This window comes from Bradyrhizobium sp. HKCCYLRH3099, assembly GCF_051167855.1.
In the GTDB taxonomy this organism is placed as follows: Bacteria; Pseudomonadota; Alphaproteobacteria; order Rhizobiales; family Xanthobacteraceae; genus Bradyrhizobium.
In genome coordinates this window covers 19,307-38,015 of sequence record NZ_JBNPTW010000025.1, presented here as the reverse complement: position 1 = coordinate 38,015, position 18,709 = coordinate 19,307, and the positions used below count along the sequence as shown (strand labels likewise).

18 protein-coding genes and 1 riboswitch are annotated in these 18,709 nt (G+C 66.3%); of the genes, 10 read left to right on the top strand and 8 right to left on the bottom strand.

What is annotated here, in order from left to right:
* Positions 1 to 360 precede the first annotated feature (360 nt).
* From ACQR1Y_RS32055 to ACQR1Y_RS32040, 4 genes are all read left to right on the top strand, one after another.
* Complete coding sequence (locus ACQR1Y_RS32055; protein ID WP_434859875.1) at positions 361 to 1,092, top strand: AfsR/SARP family transcriptional regulator; 732 nt, start codon at positions 361 to 363, stop codon at positions 1,090 to 1,092.
* Between the two features lie 178 nt (positions 1,093 to 1,270).
* Positions 1,271 to 2,398: a hypothetical protein gene (locus tag ACQR1Y_RS32050; RefSeq protein WP_434879602.1), complete on the top strand. Its 1,128-nt coding sequence runs from the start codon at positions 1,271 to 1,273 to the stop codon at positions 2,396 to 2,398.
* 113 nt (positions 2,399 to 2,511) lie between these two features.
* On the top strand, positions 2,512 to 2,742 hold the full coding sequence (locus ACQR1Y_RS32045; protein WP_434879603.1) for a hypothetical protein: 231 nt from the start codon (positions 2,512 to 2,514) through the stop codon (positions 2,740 to 2,742).
* A gap of 98 nt (positions 2,743 to 2,840) precedes the next feature.
* On the top strand, positions 2,841 to 4,817 hold the full coding sequence (locus tag ACQR1Y_RS32040; protein WP_434879604.1) for a S8 family peptidase: 1,977 nt from the start codon (positions 2,841 to 2,843) through the stop codon (positions 4,815 to 4,817).
* Between the two features lie 674 nt (positions 4,818 to 5,491).
* On the opposite strand, the gene ACQR1Y_RS32035 is transcribed toward ACQR1Y_RS32040, so the two are convergent.
* From ACQR1Y_RS32035 to metX, 3 genes are all read right to left on the bottom strand, one after another.
* Positions 5,492 to 5,782 (bottom strand): GIY-YIG nuclease family protein, encoded by a 291-nt coding sequence (locus ACQR1Y_RS32035; RefSeq protein WP_434859871.1) that lies wholly within the window; start codon positions 5,780 to 5,782, stop codon positions 5,492 to 5,494.
* Between the two features lie 334 nt (positions 5,783 to 6,116).
* A complete protein-coding gene (gene metW, locus ACQR1Y_RS32030) occupies positions 6,117 to 6,779 on the bottom strand; it encodes a methionine biosynthesis protein MetW (protein ID WP_434859870.1) in 663 nt (220 codons plus the stop codon).
* 3 nt (positions 6,780 to 6,782) lie between these two features.
* Complete coding sequence (metX, locus tag ACQR1Y_RS32025) at positions 6,783 to 7,997, bottom strand: homoserine O-acetyltransferase MetX (RefSeq protein WP_434859869.1); 1,215 nt, start codon at positions 7,995 to 7,997, stop codon at positions 6,783 to 6,785.
* A 91-nt stretch (positions 7,998 to 8,088) separates the two neighbouring features.
* Positions 8,089 to 8,168: riboswitch (SAM riboswitch) on the bottom strand.
* A gap of 174 nt (positions 8,169 to 8,342) precedes the next feature.
* Here metX and ACQR1Y_RS32020 point away from each other — a divergent pair.
* From ACQR1Y_RS32020 to ACQR1Y_RS32010, 3 genes are read left to right on the top strand one after another with little or no spacing between them, the layout of a single operon-like run.
* On the top strand, positions 8,343 to 9,176 hold the full coding sequence (locus ACQR1Y_RS32020) for a chorismate mutase (RefSeq protein ID WP_434859868.1): 834 nt from the start codon (positions 8,343 to 8,345) through the stop codon (positions 9,174 to 9,176).
* A 39-nt stretch (positions 9,177 to 9,215) separates the two neighbouring features.
* Positions 9,216 to 10,313 carry a histidinol-phosphate transaminase gene (gene hisC, locus ACQR1Y_RS32015; RefSeq protein ID WP_434879605.1) on the top strand — a complete coding sequence of 366 codons (1,098 nt, stop codon included), beginning with the start codon at positions 9,216 to 9,218 and terminating at the stop codon, positions 10,311 to 10,313.
* On the top strand, positions 10,310 to 11,245 hold the full coding sequence (locus ACQR1Y_RS32010) for a prephenate/arogenate dehydrogenase family protein (protein WP_434879606.1): 936 nt from the start codon (positions 10,310 to 10,312) through the stop codon (positions 11,243 to 11,245). Before hisC ends, ACQR1Y_RS32010 begins: the two co-directional genes overlap by 4 nt.
* A gap of 2 nt (positions 11,246 to 11,247) precedes the next feature.
* Here ACQR1Y_RS32010 and ACQR1Y_RS32005 read toward each other — a convergent pair whose 3' ends face one another.
* Positions 11,248 to 12,432, bottom strand: coding sequence for a DUF2125 domain-containing protein (locus tag ACQR1Y_RS32005; protein WP_434879607.1), 1,185 nt, complete (start codon positions 12,430 to 12,432; stop codon positions 11,248 to 11,250).
* A gap of 99 nt (positions 12,433 to 12,531) precedes the next feature.
* Here ACQR1Y_RS32005 and ACQR1Y_RS32000 point away from each other — a divergent pair, with 99 nt between their 5' ends.
* Positions 12,532 to 13,131: a gamma-glutamylcyclotransferase gene (locus ACQR1Y_RS32000; RefSeq protein ID WP_434879608.1), complete on the top strand. Its 600-nt coding sequence runs from the start codon at positions 12,532 to 12,534 to the stop codon at positions 13,129 to 13,131.
* A gap of 6 nt (positions 13,132 to 13,137) precedes the next feature.
* Here the strand turns inward: ACQR1Y_RS32000 and ACQR1Y_RS31995 are convergent, their stop codons facing one another.
* The 4 genes from ACQR1Y_RS31995 to ftsE form a co-directional block, all read right to left on the bottom strand.
* On the bottom strand, positions 13,138 to 13,905 hold the full coding sequence (locus ACQR1Y_RS31995) for a lysophospholipid acyltransferase family protein (RefSeq protein WP_434879609.1): 768 nt from the start codon (positions 13,903 to 13,905) through the stop codon (positions 13,138 to 13,140).
* A 12-nt stretch (positions 13,906 to 13,917) separates the two neighbouring features.
* Positions 13,918 to 14,631, bottom strand: a complete 714-nt coding sequence (locus ACQR1Y_RS31990) for a YdcF family protein (protein WP_434859862.1) — start codon at positions 14,629 to 14,631, stop codon at positions 13,918 to 13,920.
* A 252-nt stretch (positions 14,632 to 14,883) separates the two neighbouring features.
* The gene (locus ACQR1Y_RS31985) at positions 14,884 to 15,852 is read right to left on the bottom strand and encodes a cell division protein FtsX (RefSeq protein WP_434879610.1); all 969 of its coding nucleotides are present in this window, start codon (positions 15,850 to 15,852) and stop codon (positions 14,884 to 14,886) included.
* Positions 15,845 to 16,504, bottom strand: a complete 660-nt coding sequence (gene ftsE / locus ACQR1Y_RS31980; RefSeq protein WP_008962119.1) for a cell division ATP-binding protein FtsE — start codon at positions 16,502 to 16,504, stop codon at positions 15,845 to 15,847. The genes ACQR1Y_RS31985 and ftsE overlap by 8 nt, the downstream gene beginning before the upstream one ends.
* 215 nt (positions 16,505 to 16,719) lie before the next feature.
* Between ftsE and ACQR1Y_RS31975 the strand changes: the two genes are divergently transcribed.
* On the top strand, positions 16,720 to 17,574 hold the full coding sequence (locus ACQR1Y_RS31975) for an MJ0042-type zinc finger domain-containing protein (RefSeq protein ID WP_434879611.1): 855 nt from the start codon (positions 16,720 to 16,722) through the stop codon (positions 17,572 to 17,574).
* A 54-nt stretch (positions 17,575 to 17,628) separates the two neighbouring features.
* Positions 17,629 to 18,009 (top strand): response regulator, encoded by a 381-nt coding sequence (locus tag ACQR1Y_RS31970; protein ID WP_434859859.1) that lies wholly within the window; start codon positions 17,629 to 17,631, stop codon positions 18,007 to 18,009.
* Positions 18,010 to 18,709: the final 700 nt, after the last annotated feature.

Genomic DNA, 18,709 nt, shown 5'->3' with positions numbered 1-18,709 from the left:
CCCTGCGACGCGGATGCGGGCGTGACGCCGGGCTGCAAAGTGTAATCCAGCTCACATCTCACACCGCGCGCGGGCGTCTATCTGTAGCCTCAATATGGTGACGTGCACACCGCAAGAACGGGCGATGCAACCGCCCGCCGCAATGCAATCAAAAATTGAACCTGGCGTGATGCAGCAAGACATAACTGCATTGCCAATCTCATTTCGACGATGACGACAATCAACGTGGCGGCTCGCCGTTGGGCGACCACGGTGCGAACCCGCTTGGTCCGAGAGCCGCTCATTCGTATCGCGCGAGGACGCTCGAACTTGATGGACTGAGGCCGATCGACGCGAGTCACCATTCAGAGGAGAGAGACAATGGGCCTGTTGCGTATCAATCTCTTTGGCGGTGTCGAAATCCGGCAGCTCTCCGGCGAGGAGATCGTCATCCCGAGCCGCAAGGCCGCGACGCTGCTGGGCTATCTCGCCCTCACCTCTCCGCACGGCATTTCACGCGGCAAGCTTGCGGCGCTCCTCTGGGAGGGACGCTTCGGGGACAATGCGCGCGCCAATCTGCGGCAGACGCTGCTGACCTTGCGGCGGATGCTGCCGCAATGCACAGCCGTCATCGCCACGGAACGCGACGACCTCCGCGTCCCAGCCAACGCTGTCAGCACCGACGTGCAGGAGTTCGAACACCTCCTCCGATCGGATGATCTGGAGTCGATGGCCCGCGCGGCCGAACTGTTCCGGGGAGAACTGCTCGACGGCATCAGTCCGACCTCATGCGCCTTCGAAGCCTGGCTGTCGGCCGAACGCCAGCGATTGCGAATCCAGGCGACACGGGCCATCGCCGGCCTGCTCGATGTCGGCGGCCGCGAGCACGTCGAGATCGCCACGACCTTTTCGCTGCGCGTCCTCGCCGCGGATCCGCTGCAGGAGGACGTGCACCGCACCTTGATGCGCTGCTACGCGCAACAGGGCCGCCGGGCCGATGCGCTGCGTCAGTATGACTTTTGCCGCAGCATCCTGCGCCGGCAGGTCGGCGCGGTGCCCGAGAGCGAAACCGAAAGCCTGCAGCGCGAGATCAGGCGCATGATGCGCGTGTGAAATCGTGTGCGGCCTCGCGCATCGCGCGACTGATTTTGACGGCACATTCACGCTCCGCTTGACACCTGCATCACGCCTGAACGTGCACCCTCTCTCTCGATCGACGTCGCGCATCATCGGCTCCTGAAGAGGAATGAGCGCGCCGCTCGGGCTCAAGCAACAAGCGAGGAGACACACCATGAGTGGCATGCAGCAGCAGACTGAGGATTTCAGCCAGCTCAATCCCGAAGGCATCTTCGGCTCCGTTCTCGGCAAGATCGCCGGCCAGGTGATCGGACGCGTGATCGGCGGCAAGACCGGCGGCAACATCGGCAGCGTCGCGGGCGGCATCGCCGGCGGGTTCCTTCCGTTCTCGGTCGCACCCGGCACGGAACAGCCGTCCGAGATGGAACTGCAGGGCTTCTGGAGCGTGCTGAAGAAGATCGGCCAGGGCGTCCAGACCGGGCTCAACGTCGGCCACAATCTCGGCATCTTCAGCGCCGATCCGCAGGCCGCAGCGGTGGCGCAGCCGACCGACATGGAGCTGCAGAGCTTCTGGAGCGTGCTGAAGAAGATCGCCCAGGGCGCGCAGACCGGTCTCGATGTCGGCCACAAGCTCGGCATCTTCAGCGCCGATCCGCAGGCGGCCGCTGCGGCGCAGCCGACCGACATGGAGCTGCAGGGCTTCTGGAGCGTGCTCAAGAAGATCGGCCAGGGCGTCCAGACCGGCCTCAATGTCGGCCACACCCTCGGCATCTTCAGCGCCGGTCCGCAGGCGGCTCCCATCGCGCAGCCGACCGACATGGAGCTGCAGAGCTTCTGGAGCGTGCTGAAGAAGATCGGACAGGGCGTGCAGACCGGTCTCAATGTCGGCCACAACCTCGGCATCTTCAGCGCCGGCCCGCAGGCGACCGCTCCGTCGCAGCCGACGGACATGGAGCTGCAGGGCTTCTGGAGCGTGCTGAAGAAGATCGCCCAGGGTGCGCAGACCGGCCTCGATGTCGGCCACAAGCTCGGCATCTTCAGCGCCGGTCCGCAAGCCGCTCCTGCGGCACAGCCGACCGACATGGAGCTGCAGAGCTTCTGGAGCGTGCTGAAGAAGATCGGACAGGGCGTGCAGACCGGCCTCGATGTCGGCCACAGCCTCGGCATCTTCAGCGCTGGTCCGCAAGCCGCTCCCGCGGCGCAGCCGACCGACATGGAGCTGCAGGGCTTCTGGAGCGTACTGAAGAAGATGGGACAGGGCGGCTATGGCGGATACCGCCCCCCCGCCTTCGGGCAGCCGCTCGGCACCTTCAGCAACGGCCAGGCCGGCACGATGCACTAGCGCGACAGATCTGAAGCAGAAGCCCACGGCATCGGCGCGTGGGAGACGAAGCGCGAAGCGGCGGGCGCACGCAACGTCCGCCCGCCGCCGACCTGACACGGAGGAAACGACACATGGCGGATCCCAACGCACCGCAGGAATTCATCGTCCAAGGCGAGCCCGTGAAGTCCGGTCAGCTCGCCGCTCATCTGAGCAGCGAGCCGAGCGTCAAGCGCGTCGGGCAGGTCGCGCCGGATGTCGTGATCCTCTCCATGACCAAGACCCAGGCCGATCATCTTCGATCGACCTTCCGCACGATCGTGGTGGAGCCGAATGCTCCGCTGAAACCCTTTGACGCCGGCTGACTGCCGCTGCGTCGCCGACGATGTGACGAGGATGAGGGAGCCCGCAAATGGCCGCACGAAGCAAACCTGATAGTTCTGATCAGAAGGATCTGGCGGCCATGGCCGTCAATGGAACGGGAGCACAGCCCGCAACGGGCGACCAGCCGGTCGCCGACACGGCTGCTCCGGCGCAAGCCGCGGCAGCGGTGACACCCCAGGCGTCCCCTGCCCCCCAAGCCACGGCTCGAGCGGACAGCGGCAACGCTGCGCCACCGAAGGGCCAGGCGGTCGCGACGGTGGCGCAGCGGCGGGCGCAGTACATCCTGGCGCCGCGGCAGCAGATGGGGCTCGGCACCTTCAGCGCCGACTTCATCGTCCAGCAATTGACGGGCAGTCCCGAGATCGACGTCGTGAAGACGATCCAGCCGCCGCGGCTGTTCGGGTTTCAGAGCGCCGACCCCGGACAGGCGCCGCTCGGTCCGATGGTGCTCGCCCGCATGGCGCCCGACAAGGCCGAGTTGCTGAAGAGCCAGGCCGGTGCGCGGCTTGCCGTCGAGCGCGACGTGCCGCTCACCTACATGCTCGATCCGACGCTGCCGCAGATGCCCGCGCCGCATGCGCTGCCGAACCCCGGCGTTCTCGTTCCGCTTGCCGACGGGTTCTCGACGACGATCGAAGTGATTGGCGAAAGCGGTCCCCTGCCCGAGACGGAAGTGTATGTATTCGGCAGCGTGTGGCCGGTCCAGGGCGTCACCGACGGCAGCGGCCGCGTCACGCTCCGGATCCAGGGCGAAACGCCCGACACCATCCGCTCCATCCTGATCAAGCCGCGCGTGGATTACTGGACGTTCTGGCTCGAGCGTCCGCAACTGGTGCCCGACAGCGTGAACCGCATCGCCGCTAAGACGCTGGGCGCCTATCTGAACGGCTTCCCCGGCCAGCAGATCCTGGGCTGGGGCCAGCGCGCCATGGGGCTCGATCGTCTGCCCCTCACCTATAATGGTGCGGGCATCAAGATCGCGATCATCGACTCCGGCACGGCGCCGACGCATCGCAATCTGCACGGTGTCTCCATCGGGAAGAGCATCGTCGGTACCGATCCCGCCGCCTGGACCGTCGACACCATCGGTCATGGCTCGCATTGTGCCGGCATCATCGCCGGTGGTCCGGTCGGATCCGGCGGCGGCATTCGCGGCTTCGCTCCGGCGGCCGAAATCCACGTCTGCCGGATCTTCCCAGGCGGCCGCTTCAGCGATCTCGTCGAGGCGCTGGACTACTGCATGGAGCATGGCATCGACGTCGCCAATATGAGTCTCGGTGGTGGCGAGCCGTCGCAGATCATCGAGGACCGCATCCTGCGCGCCAAGCAGTTGGGCCTGGCCTGCATCGTCGCCGCAGGCAACTCATCGGGCCCGGTGCAGTTTCCCGGCTCGACGCCGCACTGCCTGTCCGTCGCCGCGATGGGCAAGTGGGGCGAATTCCCCGAGGACAGCTTCCACGCCCAGCAGGCCCTCGACGGCTTCCGCAGCAGCGACGGCTATTTCCCGGCGAAGTTCTCCTGCTTCGGCCCGGAGATCGACGTCTGCGCGCCGGGCGTCGGCATCGTGTCGTCGCTCCCGTCGGACGGCTTCGGCGCGTGGGACGGCACCTCGATGGCGACGCCGCACGTCACCGGCCTCGCCGCGCTGGTGCTCGCGCATCATCCCGACTTCAAGGGGCCGTTCGCAACCCGCGACGCGCGGCGTGTGGAGCGGCTGTTCCAGATCCTGAAGGAGACGGCGACGCCGTTGCAGTTCGGCGATCCCAACCGTTCGGGCGCCGGCCTGCCGAACGCGATGCGCGCGCTCGGACTCGAGAGCAGCGTCACCACGGCACCCTCTGCCGATCCGTCGCTCGACGTGCTGCGCCGCCTGCTCGGACTGACACAGGGCGCGGCGCCGTCGGCGATCCCGCCGCAGGCGCCGAACGGGAAGCTGAACGGATCAAGCCCCGTTGCGAGGGGGCCGGCGACCACGGCCGGCGCGCAGAGCCCGCCGATCGGTGACCCCACCCCGTCCCAGATCCGCGACATGATGCACAAGGTCGGATTGCTGTAGGCCTCGTGACACGCGCCAAGACCTGTGGACTCACCTGATTGCACGACGGGCAGTTTGCGCATGGATCTCATGCATCAACTGCCCGTCGTGTTAGTTTGTCGCAACGTCGAGCCTTGCCTCGTCGGGCAAATCAGCTGCAGATTTCCGTCCGTCCCGCCTCACTGCAAGAGGGGCGTATCGCGGTCGTCACGAACGCTGAGGTGGGATGCGGTGGGCGTGTCGGGTTGCGCGTGAGTTCGCTCGCGCGGACGAACAATTCCGATGCGCACGGTCAAGTCGCGCGGTCCTGACATCCCGACGCTGATGTCAACTCATGGCGAGGCTTTCGCTTCTCATGGGGATGGTGGCCAGAAAGCCCGGCGCACCAGGGAGAACGCGAAGCAGCCGTCAAACCATCGCGCAGGGAAGGCTGGGTGTTCCCGGCTCGTACCTGTGGTACCTGCCGCCTGCATTTTTTCTCGCAGGCGGGCCATGGGTGCGGCCAGCATCCGGCCTTCCCTGCGCCTCTGCGTTTTCCAGAGGCGAGACTGATGCAGAGCCCGGGCGCGGATGCGCGGCGGGAGGTTTATGCCTTGTCTCAACCACATCGGATCTTTGAAAAGTGAAAAACGCCAACCCCAAGCTCGTCATGGCCGGGCTTGTCCCGGCCATCCACGTCGCTCCGCATCCGCGATCTACATTACGATCGTATCGTAGAGATCGTTCCAGTCGGGGTTGCTTGCAACGATCAGCCCAACCTTCCACGCGCGCGACCAATGCTTGATGTTGTGCTCGCGCTGGATGGCGCTTTGGATATCGTCGAAGATCTCGAAGTAGACCAGCCGCCTCAAGCCATATCGCTTGGTGAAGCCGTCGATCAGACCACACCGATGCTGATAGACGCGTTGCACAAGATTGCTGGTCACGCCGACATAGATCGTGCCATTGGGACGATTGGTCATGAAATACACGTAGCCACCCGCCATCGCGGGATACTACGACGAGCCATTGTCACGAGCAATATGGCAACTGATTTGCTCGTCATGCCCGGGCGCAGTCCCGGGCATCCACGCGGTTCTCAGGATGCCGCACGACGCGGATGGCCGGGACAGGCCCGGCCATGACGGTGGAGAGAGGTCGACCATCACCCACTCCGTCCCATGTCGCAATTGGGTTACTCGTCATGCCCGGGCTCCGTCCCGGGCATCCACGTGGTTCTCAGGGTGCCGCACGACGTGGATGGCCGGGACAAGCCCGGCCATGACGGTTGAGAGAGCGGGACACAAACGTCTACAGCATGCTGGGCAGCGGACGGCGCCCCTACCGCCGTTCCCCCCGGCTCAGCAGAAACACGCCCTGCTCGCCGAACATGTTCCAGAACCACCAGGGCATGGCCACGCGCAATGGACGGCCGTAACTATCAAGAGCGACCGCGCGCTCCATCTTCACGTCGATCTCGTCGCAGAGCTGCACGAAATCCTTGATGGTGCAGAAATGAATGTTGGGCGTGTCGTACCAGGTGAAGGGCAGATTGTCGGTGCGCGGCATGTGGCCGCCGACGAGCAGTTGCAGGCGCAGCCGCCAGAAGCCGAAATTCGGGAAAGTGACGATGGCGCGGCGGCCGATGCGCAGCAGATTTTCGAGCACGGCCTTCGGCCGGCGCGTCGCCTGCAGGGTCTGCGACAAGATTACGTAGTCGAAGGCGTCGTCGGGATAGTCGACGAGATCGGTGTCGGCATCGCCCTGCACCACCGCGAGCCCCTTGGCGACGCAATGGTTGACGCCCTCGCGCGACAGCTCGATGCCGCGGCCGTCGATGCCGCGGCTCTCCAAGAGTTGCAACAGATCGCCGTCGCCGCAGCCGATGTCGAGCACCTTGGAGCCGCGCTCGACCATGCCGGCGATCAACAGATGATCGGGGCGATAGGCCAGCACCTCACCGCCGGAAAAGCCGTCCAGCGGCAACACACCTTGCAGGCTCATGGCTCAGCCTCCCGTCGCAGGCTTGAGGCCGCGCGCCTTGCCGGCCGAGTCGAGAAACGCGCTGGCGATCTCGAAGAATTCGGGCACGTCGAGCAGGAACGCGTCATGCCCCTTGTCGGTCTCGATCTCCGCGAACGACACCCGCGCGCTCGACGCGTTCAGCGCATGCACCAGCACCCGCGACTCCGACGTCGGAAACAGCCAGTCGCTGGTGAACGACACCACGCAGAACCGGGTCTGGATGCCGCGGAACGCCGCGGCCAGCACGCCGTCATGGTCGGCGGCGATGTCGAAATAGTCCATCGCCCGCGTCAGATAGAGATAGGAGTTGGCGTCGAAGCGCTCGACGAAGGACGAGCCCTGGTAGCGCAGATAGCTCTCGACCTGGAAATCAGCATCGAACGAGAAGGTCGGCAGCTCGCGGTCCTGCATGCGGCGGCCGAACTTGCGATGCAGCGCGGCGTCCGACAGATAGGTGATGTGCGCCGCCATCCGCGCCACCGCCAGCCCGCGATGCGGATGCGTGGCCTTGTCGGCGTAGCGGCCGTGATCCCATTCCGGATCGGCCATGACAGCCTGGCGGCCGAGCTCGTGGAAGGCGATGTTCTGCGCCGAATGCCGCGTCGCGCAGGCGATCGCGAGATTCGCGAACACGCGGTGAGGATAGGCCACCGTCCATTGCAGCGCCTGCATGCCACCCATCGAGCCGCCGACCACGGCGAACAGGGTGTCGATGCCGAGATGATCGATCAGCATCGCCTGCGCGCGCACCATGTCGGGAATGGTGATGATCGGGAAGTCGAGACCCCACACCTTGCCGGTCGTCGGGTTCAGCGAGGCCGGGCCGGTCGAGCCCATGCAGCCGCCGATCACGTTCGAGCAGATGATGAAGTAGCGCGCGGGATCGAGTGGCCGTCCGGGGCCGACCAAGGTCTCCCACCAGCCGGGCTTGCCGGTCATCGGATGGCGGTTGGCGACATGCTGGTCGCCGGTCAGCGCGTGGCAGATCAGCACGGCATTGGACTTGTCGGCGTTGAGCTCGCCATAGGTCTGGTAGGCGATCTGGAACGGCGAGAGGTCGACGCCGCAATCGAGCTTGAGCGGCTTGTCGGCGCCGAACTGCGCGACCAGCGAACTCGGATGGTCGACTTCGTGCGAACGCTCTTCCGGCGCAACGCTGCGCAGCGCGGAGGTGGATTTCGGCGTCAGGCCTGTCATGTCTCTCACCCCGGCCTTCCGGCAAGGGCTCCCGAACCACGTGACATATCAGGCCATGAAAAACCCGGCCTGAACTGGGGTTCGGCCGGGATCGATAACGTCCCCGGCCTGTTTAGCGAGTTTTTTAACGTGGCTGCAAGCCGGCCGGCTCAAATGACCACGGAACGAGCAGAAACTAGTCCCGCGGGCGCTCCTCGTCAAGGCAAGCTGGGGTTGACCGCCAATCGGACTTTCCACGGCTGCAGACCAGCCAAGCCTAGGCAGCACAAGGTAAACTTGCTGTTGCACAGGCCCGGCGCATCGGACAGAACGGCACTCGTTCCCCCCGCGCAGAGTGATCCGGACATGTCGAACCCGCCGCCCGCACCGCCCTCGCTCGCCGATCTGCGCAAGGAGATCGACGCGATCGACGAGCAGGTGCACCACTTGCTGATGCAGCGGGCCGACATCATCGACCGGCTGATCAAGGTCAAGAAGACCCAGGAGGTCGGCTCGGCGTTCCGCCCGGCGCGCGAGGCCGACATGATGCGCCGCCTGGTGCAGCGCCATCGCGGCATCCTGCCGCTGGACACCGTCGAGGGCATCTGGCGGGTGATCGTCTCGACCTTCACCTATGTCCAGGCGCCGTTCTCGGTGCATGCCGACGTCTCGGTCGGCGAGTCCGCGATGCGTGACTCCGCGAGGTTCCATTTCGGCTTCGTCGTGCCCTACGTCGCCCATTTCAGCGCCCAGGCCGCGGTTGAAGCAGTGGCGCGCTCGAAGGGCGATCTGGCGCTGGTATCGACGACCTCGGGCCATACGCCATGGTGGATCACGCTCGAGCCTGTCGGCGCGCCGAAGATCATCGCGCGGCTGCCCTTCATCGAGCGTGCCGACCATCCGGCCGCGCTGCCGGTGTTCGCGGTGTCGCGCGTCGCCGACGACGCACTGGTGCTGGAGGTCGAGACCTGGAGCATCCGCGTCTCCGGCTGGAATGCGCAGGTGTCGCGGGCGCTGTCGCCGCTGGCGGACGTCGTCGCGGTGCCCGATACCGCCTTCGACAGCGCCGCTCTGCTGGTGTCGATCGAGGCGCCGTCGAACCTCGACAGCATCAAGGCCGCGCTGATCGCGGCGGGCGCCTCTGTGCGCTCGGCGGCGCTCGTCGGCGGCCATGCGAAACGCTATACGGTTCCGAGCTGAGGCCAACCTTGCGCCCGAGATGATTGTCCGGAGTTGATGATGAACCGCCCCGTGCCGAACCCCGGCATTCTCGACATCGCACCCTACACGCCCGGCAAGAGCCCCAAGCCCGAGCCCGGCCGGAAGGTGTTCAAGCTGTCGGCCAACGAGACCCCGTTCGGCCCGTCGCCGAAGGCCATCGAGGCCTTCAAGAGCGCGGCCACGCATCTGGAGGACTATCCGGAAGGCACCTCGCGGGTGCTGCGCGAAGCGATCGGCCGCACCTACGGCCTCGATCCCGACCGCATCGTCTGCGGCGCCGGCTCCGACGAGATCCTCAATCTCCTGGCGCACACGTTCCTGCGCGAGGGTGATGAGGCGATCTCCACGGCGCACGGCTTTCTCGTCTATCCGATCGCCACCATGGCCTGCGGCGCCAAGAACGTCGTGGCCGCGGAGACCGAGTACCGCACCGACGTCGATGCGATCCTCGCCGCGGTGACGCCACGCACCAAGCTCGTCTGGCTCGCCAACCCGAACAATCCGACCGGCACCTACATCCCGTTCGACGAGGTCAGGCGGCTGCGCGCCGGCCTGCCCGCGCATGTCCTGCTGGTGCTCGACGCCGCCTATGCCGACTACGTCTCGCGCAACGATTATGAGTTCGGCCTCGAGCTGGTGGCGACCACCGAGAACACCGTGGTGACCCACACCTTCTCCAAGATCCACGGCCTCGCGGCACTGCGCGTCGGCTGGATGTTCGGACCCGCCCACATCGTCGATGCCATCAACCGCATTCGCGGGCCGTTCAACGTCTCGGCGCCGGCGATGCTCGCGGCCGTCGCGGCGATCGAGGACACCGCGCATCAGCAGATGTCGAAGACGCACACGGAGACGTGGCGCAACCGGCTCACCGAGGAGATCGGCAAGCTCGGGCTCAAGGTGACGCCGAGCGTCACCAACTTCATCCTGATTCACTTCCCGGCCGAACAGGGCAAGACCGCGGTCGAGGCGGACGAATTCCTGACCCGGCACGGCCTCGTGCTGCGCGCGGTCGCCAACTACAAGCTGCCGAACGCCTTGCGCATGACGATCGGCACCGAGGAAGCCAACCGTCTCGTGATCGATGCGCTTCGTGACTTCATGGGGGCGAAGTGAGCGTCGCAGGGCATTTCGAACGTGTAGCGCTGATCGGCTTCGGCCTGATCGGCGGCTCGATCGCGCGCGCGGCCAAGCTGCAAGGCGTCGCCGGCGAGATCATCACCACGGCGCGCTCGGAGAAGACGCGGGCGCGCGTCGCCGAGCTCGGCATCGTCGACCGTGTCGTCGAGAGCAATGCTGAAGCCGTGAAGGACGCCGATCTCGTCATCCTCTGCATTCCCGTCGGCGCTTGCGGCCCGGTCGCGGCGGAGATCGCTCCGCATCTCAAGCCCGGCGCCATCGTCTCCGACGTCGGCTCGGTCAAGGGCGCGATCGTCCGCGACATGGCCCCGCATCTGCCCGCGCACGTTCATTTCGTGCCGGCCCATCCGGTCGCCGGCACAGAGAATTCGGGACCGGACTCCGGCTTCGCCGAGCTGTTCATCAACCGCTGGTGCATCCTGACGCCGCCCGACGGCGTCGATGCCGGCGCGGTCGATCATCTGCGCGCGTTCTGGGCGGCGCTCGGCGCCAAGGTCGAGATCATGACGCCGGATCATCATGACCGCGTGCTCGCGATCACCAGCCATCTGCCGCATCTGATCGCCTACACCATCGTCGGCACCGCCGACGAGCTCGCGCAGGTGACGGAGTCCGAGGTGATCAAGTTCTCCGCCGGCGGCTTCCGCGACTTCACACGCATCGCGGCCTCCGACCCGACGATGTGGCGCGACATCTTCCTGAGCAACAAGGACGCCGTGCTCGACATGCTCGGCACCTTTACCGAGGATCTGTCGAAGCTGACGCGCGCGATCCGGCGCGGAGACGGCGAGGCGCTGTTCGACCACTTTACCCGCACGCGGGCGATCCGCCGCGGCATCGTCGACATCGGCCAGGATTCGGCGGCGCCGGATTTCGGCCGGCCGCTGCCGCAGCTCAAGAAGCCCTGAGATCAGAACAGCGGAGGAACGCGGGCGACCTTGAACGGACCGAGCACGACGACGCCATCGGAGAAGCGCAACGGGAAGGTCCGCGCCTTGCGGCCCTCGAGCGTGGCTTCCTTGCCGAGCGCATTGATGCCGAGCGCGACGCCGACATTGGCGTTCTGCTTGACGACCTTGCCGAGGCCGGGAATGGCGCGGTCGAGCGCGCCCAACAGATTGTTGACGTCCTGCGACTTCACGCCGGGCGCGACGCGGTCGAGCGTCCCCTGCGGCACGCCGTTGTCGAGCATCTTGTCGAGGCCGAGCGCCGGGATGACCTTTTCGATCCCGGCCACTGTCATCTGCACCTCGCCATCGATGTTGCCGTTGGCCGTCAAGGTCAGCGAGCCCGCGGCGATGGCGAGCAGCTCGCCCTGCTGGATGCGCGCCTGGACGATCTCGACATGACCGCCCGCCGCCTGGATCTCGCGAAACCGCTCCGGCCAGGGTTTGGGGCGGAAATCCTTCAGCCCGGTGACGCGGGCCTGGATGTCCGTGTTGAAGGGTTCGGCGAGCAGCGGATGGCCACCCTGGATGCTGCCGTTGGCAATCTGCAGCGCGGTTTCCAGCACCGGATGATCCGACGGCGTACCCTCGGCCAGCCGCCCGTGCAGTTCGGCGTGGTCGGCACGCGCTGTGGGTACGGCGGCGTTGCCCTCGATGCGATCGATGGTCGGCTGTTCGAACACGAGGTCGGCGCGTTGCGGCGGTCCGGGGAGGCCGCGGACGCTGGCCTGGCCGACCTGCCAATTGACGACGAACGAATCCGGGCCGCGGCCATCGGCGATCTTTGCCGGTCCCTTGAACTCGGCGATGACCCGCTTCGGGTCCCACACCTGCGCGACGACCAGGATCTCGTCGAGCTTGGCGTTCATCAACGGTGTGCCCGCCGCCTGCGAGAACAGCGCAACGCTCGGATCAGAACAGCGCACTTCGAGGCGGAACGGGAAGCCGGCAACGGAGCGCTTGGCACAATCATAGACGCGGCCGGACTTCGCCTCACGCGCGCGCCAGGCGTCGGCCTGGACATCGACCTGCGAAGCAGCGAAGAACCAGAAGGCGCTCCAGCCGACGGCGGCGATCAGGAGCAAGACGGGGGCAATGAAGAGCCCCCAGAGCGGGCGCCTGCGGCGCGCTTGTGGCAATCGAGACATGCAGGACACCCTTTGGGCAGCAATTTTGGCGATTCCGCGATCACGGATTGTGTACATAAGTTAACAATTCGCGAGCCCCACACTTAGGCGTCCGCTGTCATGTCCGCAATGACCCTCTCCCCACGCGAGCTTCCCCAAGGTGACCTCTGGGTGTTCGGCTATGGCTCGCTGATGTGGCGTCCCGGTTTCGACTTCGTCGAGCAGGTGCCGGCACGGCTGATCGGCGAGCATCGCGCGTTGTGCGTCTACTCCTTCGTCCATCGCGGCACGCCCGAAAAACCCGGGCTCGTGCTCGGCCTGGATCGCGGCGGGGCCTGTCGCGGGATTGCGTTCCGGGTTGCGGAAACAAAACGCGACGAGACGATCGCGTATTTGCGGGCTCGCGAGCAGGTGACCTCGGTCTACCGCGAGGTGACACGCGCGGTATGGCTCGAAGGCGACGCGCGCGAGCGGGTGAGCGCGCTGGTCTACGTGGTCGATCGCGGCCATGTGCAATATGCCGGCCGGCTGTCGTTGCAGGAGCAGTTGCGTCATGTCCGCCAGGGTCACGGCCAGTCCGGCGCCAATCGCGACTACGTGATCTCGACCGTGCACGCGATCGAAGCGCAGGGTTTTCGCGACACGCAGTTGCATCGGCTGGCGACGATGTTGCACGACGACGGCCACTCGCTGCATCCGCCGTCCGGAGGCGCGGCGTGACGCGCATCAAGCCTGCACTTCGGCCGGCACGCGGCCGAACAGTTGCGCCTGCTCGACCTGCCCTGCGGCGACGAGACGGCCGGTCGCCTCCTCGATCATGGTTTGGAGGCGCGTCATGAACTCGTCGCGCGGCAGGCCCGGCGGCAGCGGATCGAGAAACTCCACCACCAGCGTGCCGGGATAGCGGAGGAACGTGCGGCGCGGCCAGAACAGACCCGAGTTCAGCGCCACCGGCAGGCAAGGCACGCCGCAATCCGTGTAGATCAGGCCGACGCCGCCCTTGTAGTCCGGCGGCGCGCCCGCCGGGCGCCGCGTGCCCTCCGGAAAGATCACGAACTGGCGGCCATGCTTCACCTCTTCCGCAGCCCGCCGCATCACCTGCTTCAAGGCGCGGGCGCCGGAGCTGCGGTCGATGGCGATCATGTTCGCCTTGAGCAGATACTGCCCGAACAAGGGAATCCGCAGCAGCTCGCGCTTCAGCACGAAGAACGGCGCGTCGAAGAAGTGCAGCAGCGAGATCGTCTCCCACATCGACTGATGCTTGGCGGCGACGATCAGCGGCCCCTTCGGGATCTTCTCGACGCCGCGATACTCGACGCGGATGTTGCAGATGGCACGCATCAACAGGATGTTGCTCTGGCCCCACCAGTTCGCCACGCGCAGCAGTGCCTTGCGCGGCATCGCGAGCGTCGGCAGCGCGATCAGCGCCCAGAATACGAAGTTCGGATAGAACAGGATGTTGAACAGGAGCGAACGCAGGAAGATCGAGACCATCAGAAACCCAGTTCAATTGGCTTGCGCCGTCGCCGGCCGGCGCGGCACCGAGCCCGTCGGCGGCTCGGCCTCGGGCACGAGATCGATCCCGAGATCGGCAAGTCGCAGCCGCACCTCTGCGGCGACATATTTGGCATATTCCGACAGCAGCAGCCTGAGCGTCGGCGCGCTGGTCCACCACGGCTCGTCGCGCCATTTCTCGCCGACGACGGCATAGGGAATGAGATCCATGCTCGGCATCGCGTGCGACAGCTCCACGATGGCGCGCGGCATGTGATAGTTCGACGTCACCACGATCAGCGACTTGAAGCCGCGCTCGCCGGCCCAGCGCCGCGTCTGGGCGGCGTTGCTGCGGGTATTGATCGCCGAATAGTCGAGATCGACGCAGCAATTGATGAACGACCGCGCCTCCGGCAGCGACCTGGTGATGTCATTGGCATCATTGGTCGGATGAACGCCGGAGATCAGCAGCCTGCGACCGTAGCCACCGGCGAGAAGTTCCACCGCGTCCGACACGCGGGACGAGCCGCCGGTCAAGACCACGATGCCGTCCGCCTTGCGCTCGGGCTTGATCTCGGCGCCGCGCAGCTGCGACAGGAAGCCGACGAAGCCGACGGCGGCGACGAAGAAACCGAGTCCCAGCGTCGCCACGGCGCCGGCAAGCGCGCGCCCCGCCACCACATAGAGCGGCAGTTTGCGTCTGCTATCGTCGGTCTCTGGCCCCATGCCGTGCCTGGATCGTCCTTGGCTGCTGGCGCGCGACGCCATGCCGTCGCGCGATCCCGTCGTTCAAGTCCGGGAGCGCTGGCAGGTTTCGCCGGTCCCCCGATCACGTTCGCTCGCCGCCATCCTGGCGCACGACCGTGCCCGTGTTCGTGACCCCGCTCACCCCTGTCCTGCCTCACCCGACGCAAACGATTTTAGGCGGTTTTCGGGCGGAGTGAAATCCGCAACCAAACGGCTGGGGACAGACCACCGTCAATCGATGCTCGCCAATGTCGTGAACAGGGTGCGGCGCGCGGCCCAGCCCGTCACCGCCGCGATCACGATCGCCTGCAGCGCGATCACCACATAGCCGATGGGCCGCAGCGAGAACGTTCCGAGCAGCGCGGCGAACTGATCCCCGACCGGCGTGCCGGAGAACCAGTTTGCGATCGACTCCGAGAAGCCGAAGCCGAGCATCGCCAACCCGCCGCCGATCACGCCGCCTTCTAGGCCGAGCTGAAGGAAATGACGCAGGAAATGATTGGCGATGTAGCGGTCGCCGGCGCCGACGAAATGCAGCACCTCGACGATCGGTCGGTTCGCCGCCATGGCGCCGCGGGTCGCGAACGACACCGAGATGATGGTCGCCGCGATCACCAGCAGGAGAATGCCGAAGCCGGCGAACAGCGTGGCGCCGGTCATCGACCGCATCCGCTCGATCCAGGCGCGATGATCATCGACGCTGGCGGTCGGCACGACCTGCGCAACCCGTGTGCGCAGCGCCCCGAGGTCGAATGGCGTGCCCGGCTGGACCCGGGCGATGATGACGCGCGGCACCGGCAGTTCGTCGAACGACAGGCCGCTGCCGAGCCACGGCTCCAGCAGCTTGCTCGACTCGTCCTTGCTGAACGGCCTGACCTCGACGATGCCGGTCTGCGCCCGCATCGCTTCGGTCACCAGCGCCGTGTCGCGCTCCAGATCACGGCCGGTCCGCGGGCGCACCTGCACCGTGATCTCGCTCGCCACCTCCGACTGCCATTCGGCCGCGGACTCGCTGACCAGCAGCACCGCGCCCGTGGTGATCGAGGCCAGGAAGGTCATGATCGCCACCACCGCAACCAGGGCGCGGCCGGCGATCGAGGCACGCGGCACGATGGGGGACACGATGCGGGCCTGCGCCGGCAGCTGCGGGCGGTCATCGCCGAGATCGACCAGAAGGCCGCGATCGTCTACGCTACTCATAGATGTGCAGCCGTCCCTGATGCAGCACCAGCCGGCGGGCCTCGTACTGGTCCATCAGCGTGATGTCGTGGGTTGCGATGATCACCGCCGTGCCCGAGCGGTTCAACTCGATGAACAGCCGCAGCAGCCGGCGTCCGAGCGTCGGATCGACGTTGCCGGTCGGCTCGTCCGCGAGCAGCAGTTGCGGCCGCGAAATGACGGCGCGCGCGATCGCCGCACGCTGCTTCTCGCCGCCCGACAGGATCGGCGGCAGCGCATCCATGCGCTCGCCGAGGCCGACCCATTTGAGGAGATCGATGACCTCCTTGCGATAGCTCGACTCGTCGCGCCCCATCACGCGGAAGGGCAGCGCGACGTTTTCGTAGGTGGTCATGTGGTCGAGCAGCCGGAAGTCCTGCAGCACGATGCCGATCCGCTTACGCAAATCGGCGATCTCCTCCTTGCTGAGCAGCGAGATGTCATAGCCGAACAGGTTGACCAACCCACGGGTCGGCCTCAGCGACAGGAACAAGAGCTTGAGCAGCGACGTCTTGCCGGCGCCCGAAGGGCCGGTGAGAAACTGAAAGGAATGGGCCGGAATCTGGAAAGTGAGGTCGCGGAGGATCTCCGGCCCCAGTCCATAGCGCAGCCCAACATTTTCGAACCGAACCAAAGCGTCAGCTCCGTCGGACGGCGTGCGGAACCGACCCGCGCGCCACAACCCCGGTGGTACGATAGCCCGATTGAGCGCCCGTTATGGTTTCCGGTTCGTTAATGGTTGCCATGTACCATTCGTACGATTGAGTTCCGAAGTTCGTCCACATGGGGGTCCTTGTAGCACGAACTGCCGGAAACAAAGCGGCAATGGCCGTTTGGAGAACAGGCGCGATGTTCATCGTTTGCCCCCATTGTACGACGTCTTATGCCATCGACGTGGCAACCCTGGGTATGGCGGGCCGCAGCGTGCGCTGTGCCCGTTGCAAGGAGGTCTGGCTGGCCCGCCCCGAGGACGCCGTCGAGGCGCCTGCGCCGATGCCGGCGATGGCCGAGGCCGAGGCCGACGCGGCCCCTGCGCCGCGCGATGCGGCCGACGAATGGGAGGCCCTGGCCCGGGAGGAACCCGACGAACAGCCGCCGGAGGTTGACAGCCCGCCGATCGCCGCCGGCTGGCCCGAGGATGTCGCCGCGGAGGAGCCCAGCGATGCATCCGCCGAAACCGAGCCGCAGGGCCGGCTCGCGCGCCTCTCCGGCCTCACCAGACATCTGAAGCGCCCGTCCTTGCCGGATTTTCCCGGCAGGAAGCTGCTCAAACTGCCGGCGCTCACCGCCGCCATGGCGGCGGCCGCGATCGCGCTCGTCTTCTGGCGGGCGGACGTCGTCCGGCTGCTGCCGCAGACGGCATCGTTCTACAGACTCGTCGGGCTCGATGTGAACCTCCGCGGGCTGTCCTTCAAGGACGTGAAGATCGCGACCGAGACCGTGGACGGCAAGCCGGTGCTGGTGATCGAAGGCACCATCGTGAGCATGACCAAAAAGGCCGTAGACCTGCCCCGGCTTCGGTTCAGTGTGCGCGACGCGCAGGGCATGGAGATCTATGCCTGGAACGCGCTGCTCGAGCAGACCGCGCTCAAGCCCGGTGAACGCACGACGTTCAAGTCGCGCTTGGCCTCGCCCCCTCCCGAAGGCCGCAATATCGATATACGGTTCTTCAATCGGCGCGATCTCGCCGCCGGCAGTGCATGATGGTTCCGGTCTCGTGGGGCGCCCGCGGGGCCCACGAGACGGAGACGAAACGACATGTCGCGCGTGCTGATCGCCGACGACGAGGATTCGATGCGGACGCTGGTCGCCCGCGCGATCGCGATGGACGGCCACGAGACGGTCACGGCGCAGGACGGCGCCGAGGCGCTCGACATTCTCACCCGCGAAAACGGCGCCTTCGACCTGCTGCTGACCGACATCCAGATGCCCGTGATGGACGGCATCGCGCTGGCGCTGTCGGCGGCGCGCGATTTCCCCGATCTGACGATCCTCCTGATGACCGGCTTCGCCCACCAGCGCGAGCGCGCCTCCAATCTCAGCGCCATCGCGCATGACGTGATCACCAAGCCGTTCTCGGTTGCCGACATCCGCACCGCGGTCGCCGACGCCCTGGCCTCGAAGGCGGCAAAGGCGTGAGGCGCTGCACTCCCATTTTCCGCCGTCATCCCGGCGAACGACGGGATTCATAGCCACCGGCGGTCGTTGAAACACCACGCTGATCCTCCATCTCGCGCAAGTCACATCTCCCTTGGGTTATGGGGTCTCGGGTCGGCGCCTCGCCGTCGCTTCGTGACGTCGCGGCTTGCTCCGGGACGGCGCCTTTGTCTTGGCGCGCGCAGGCGATCCCCGCGGCATCTCATGCCCGAGCTGTGCTGATCATCGTCACCCTCAAAAGTCGGAGGGCGCAGGGAATGCCGGGTGAAGGCCTCACCCATGGCCCGCCTGCGGAAAGAAATGCAGGCGGCAGATACCACAGGTTCAGCCGACATTCCGGCATTCCCTGCGCGATGGGTTGACGGCTGCTTCGCGATCTCCCCGGTGCGCCGGCTTGTTGGCCACCGTCGTCCACGCCGTGCTCTCCGCAGCAGCGCGCACTTGACCTCAGCGTCGGGAGGCCAGGACCACGCGACTTGACCGTCCGCAAGCGCCCGTTCGTCCGCACATCGATGAAGACATGCTGCGAGCTCTCGCGGCCATCGCATCCCCGCCTCGCGTGTCGTGACGATCGCGCGCAACGCCCCTTCCGAGTGAGGCGGGATGCGCGGAAATGTGCAGGTGATTTGCCCGACGACACAAGGCTTGAGCCGCGCGACAAACTGGCTCGACGGGCAATTGG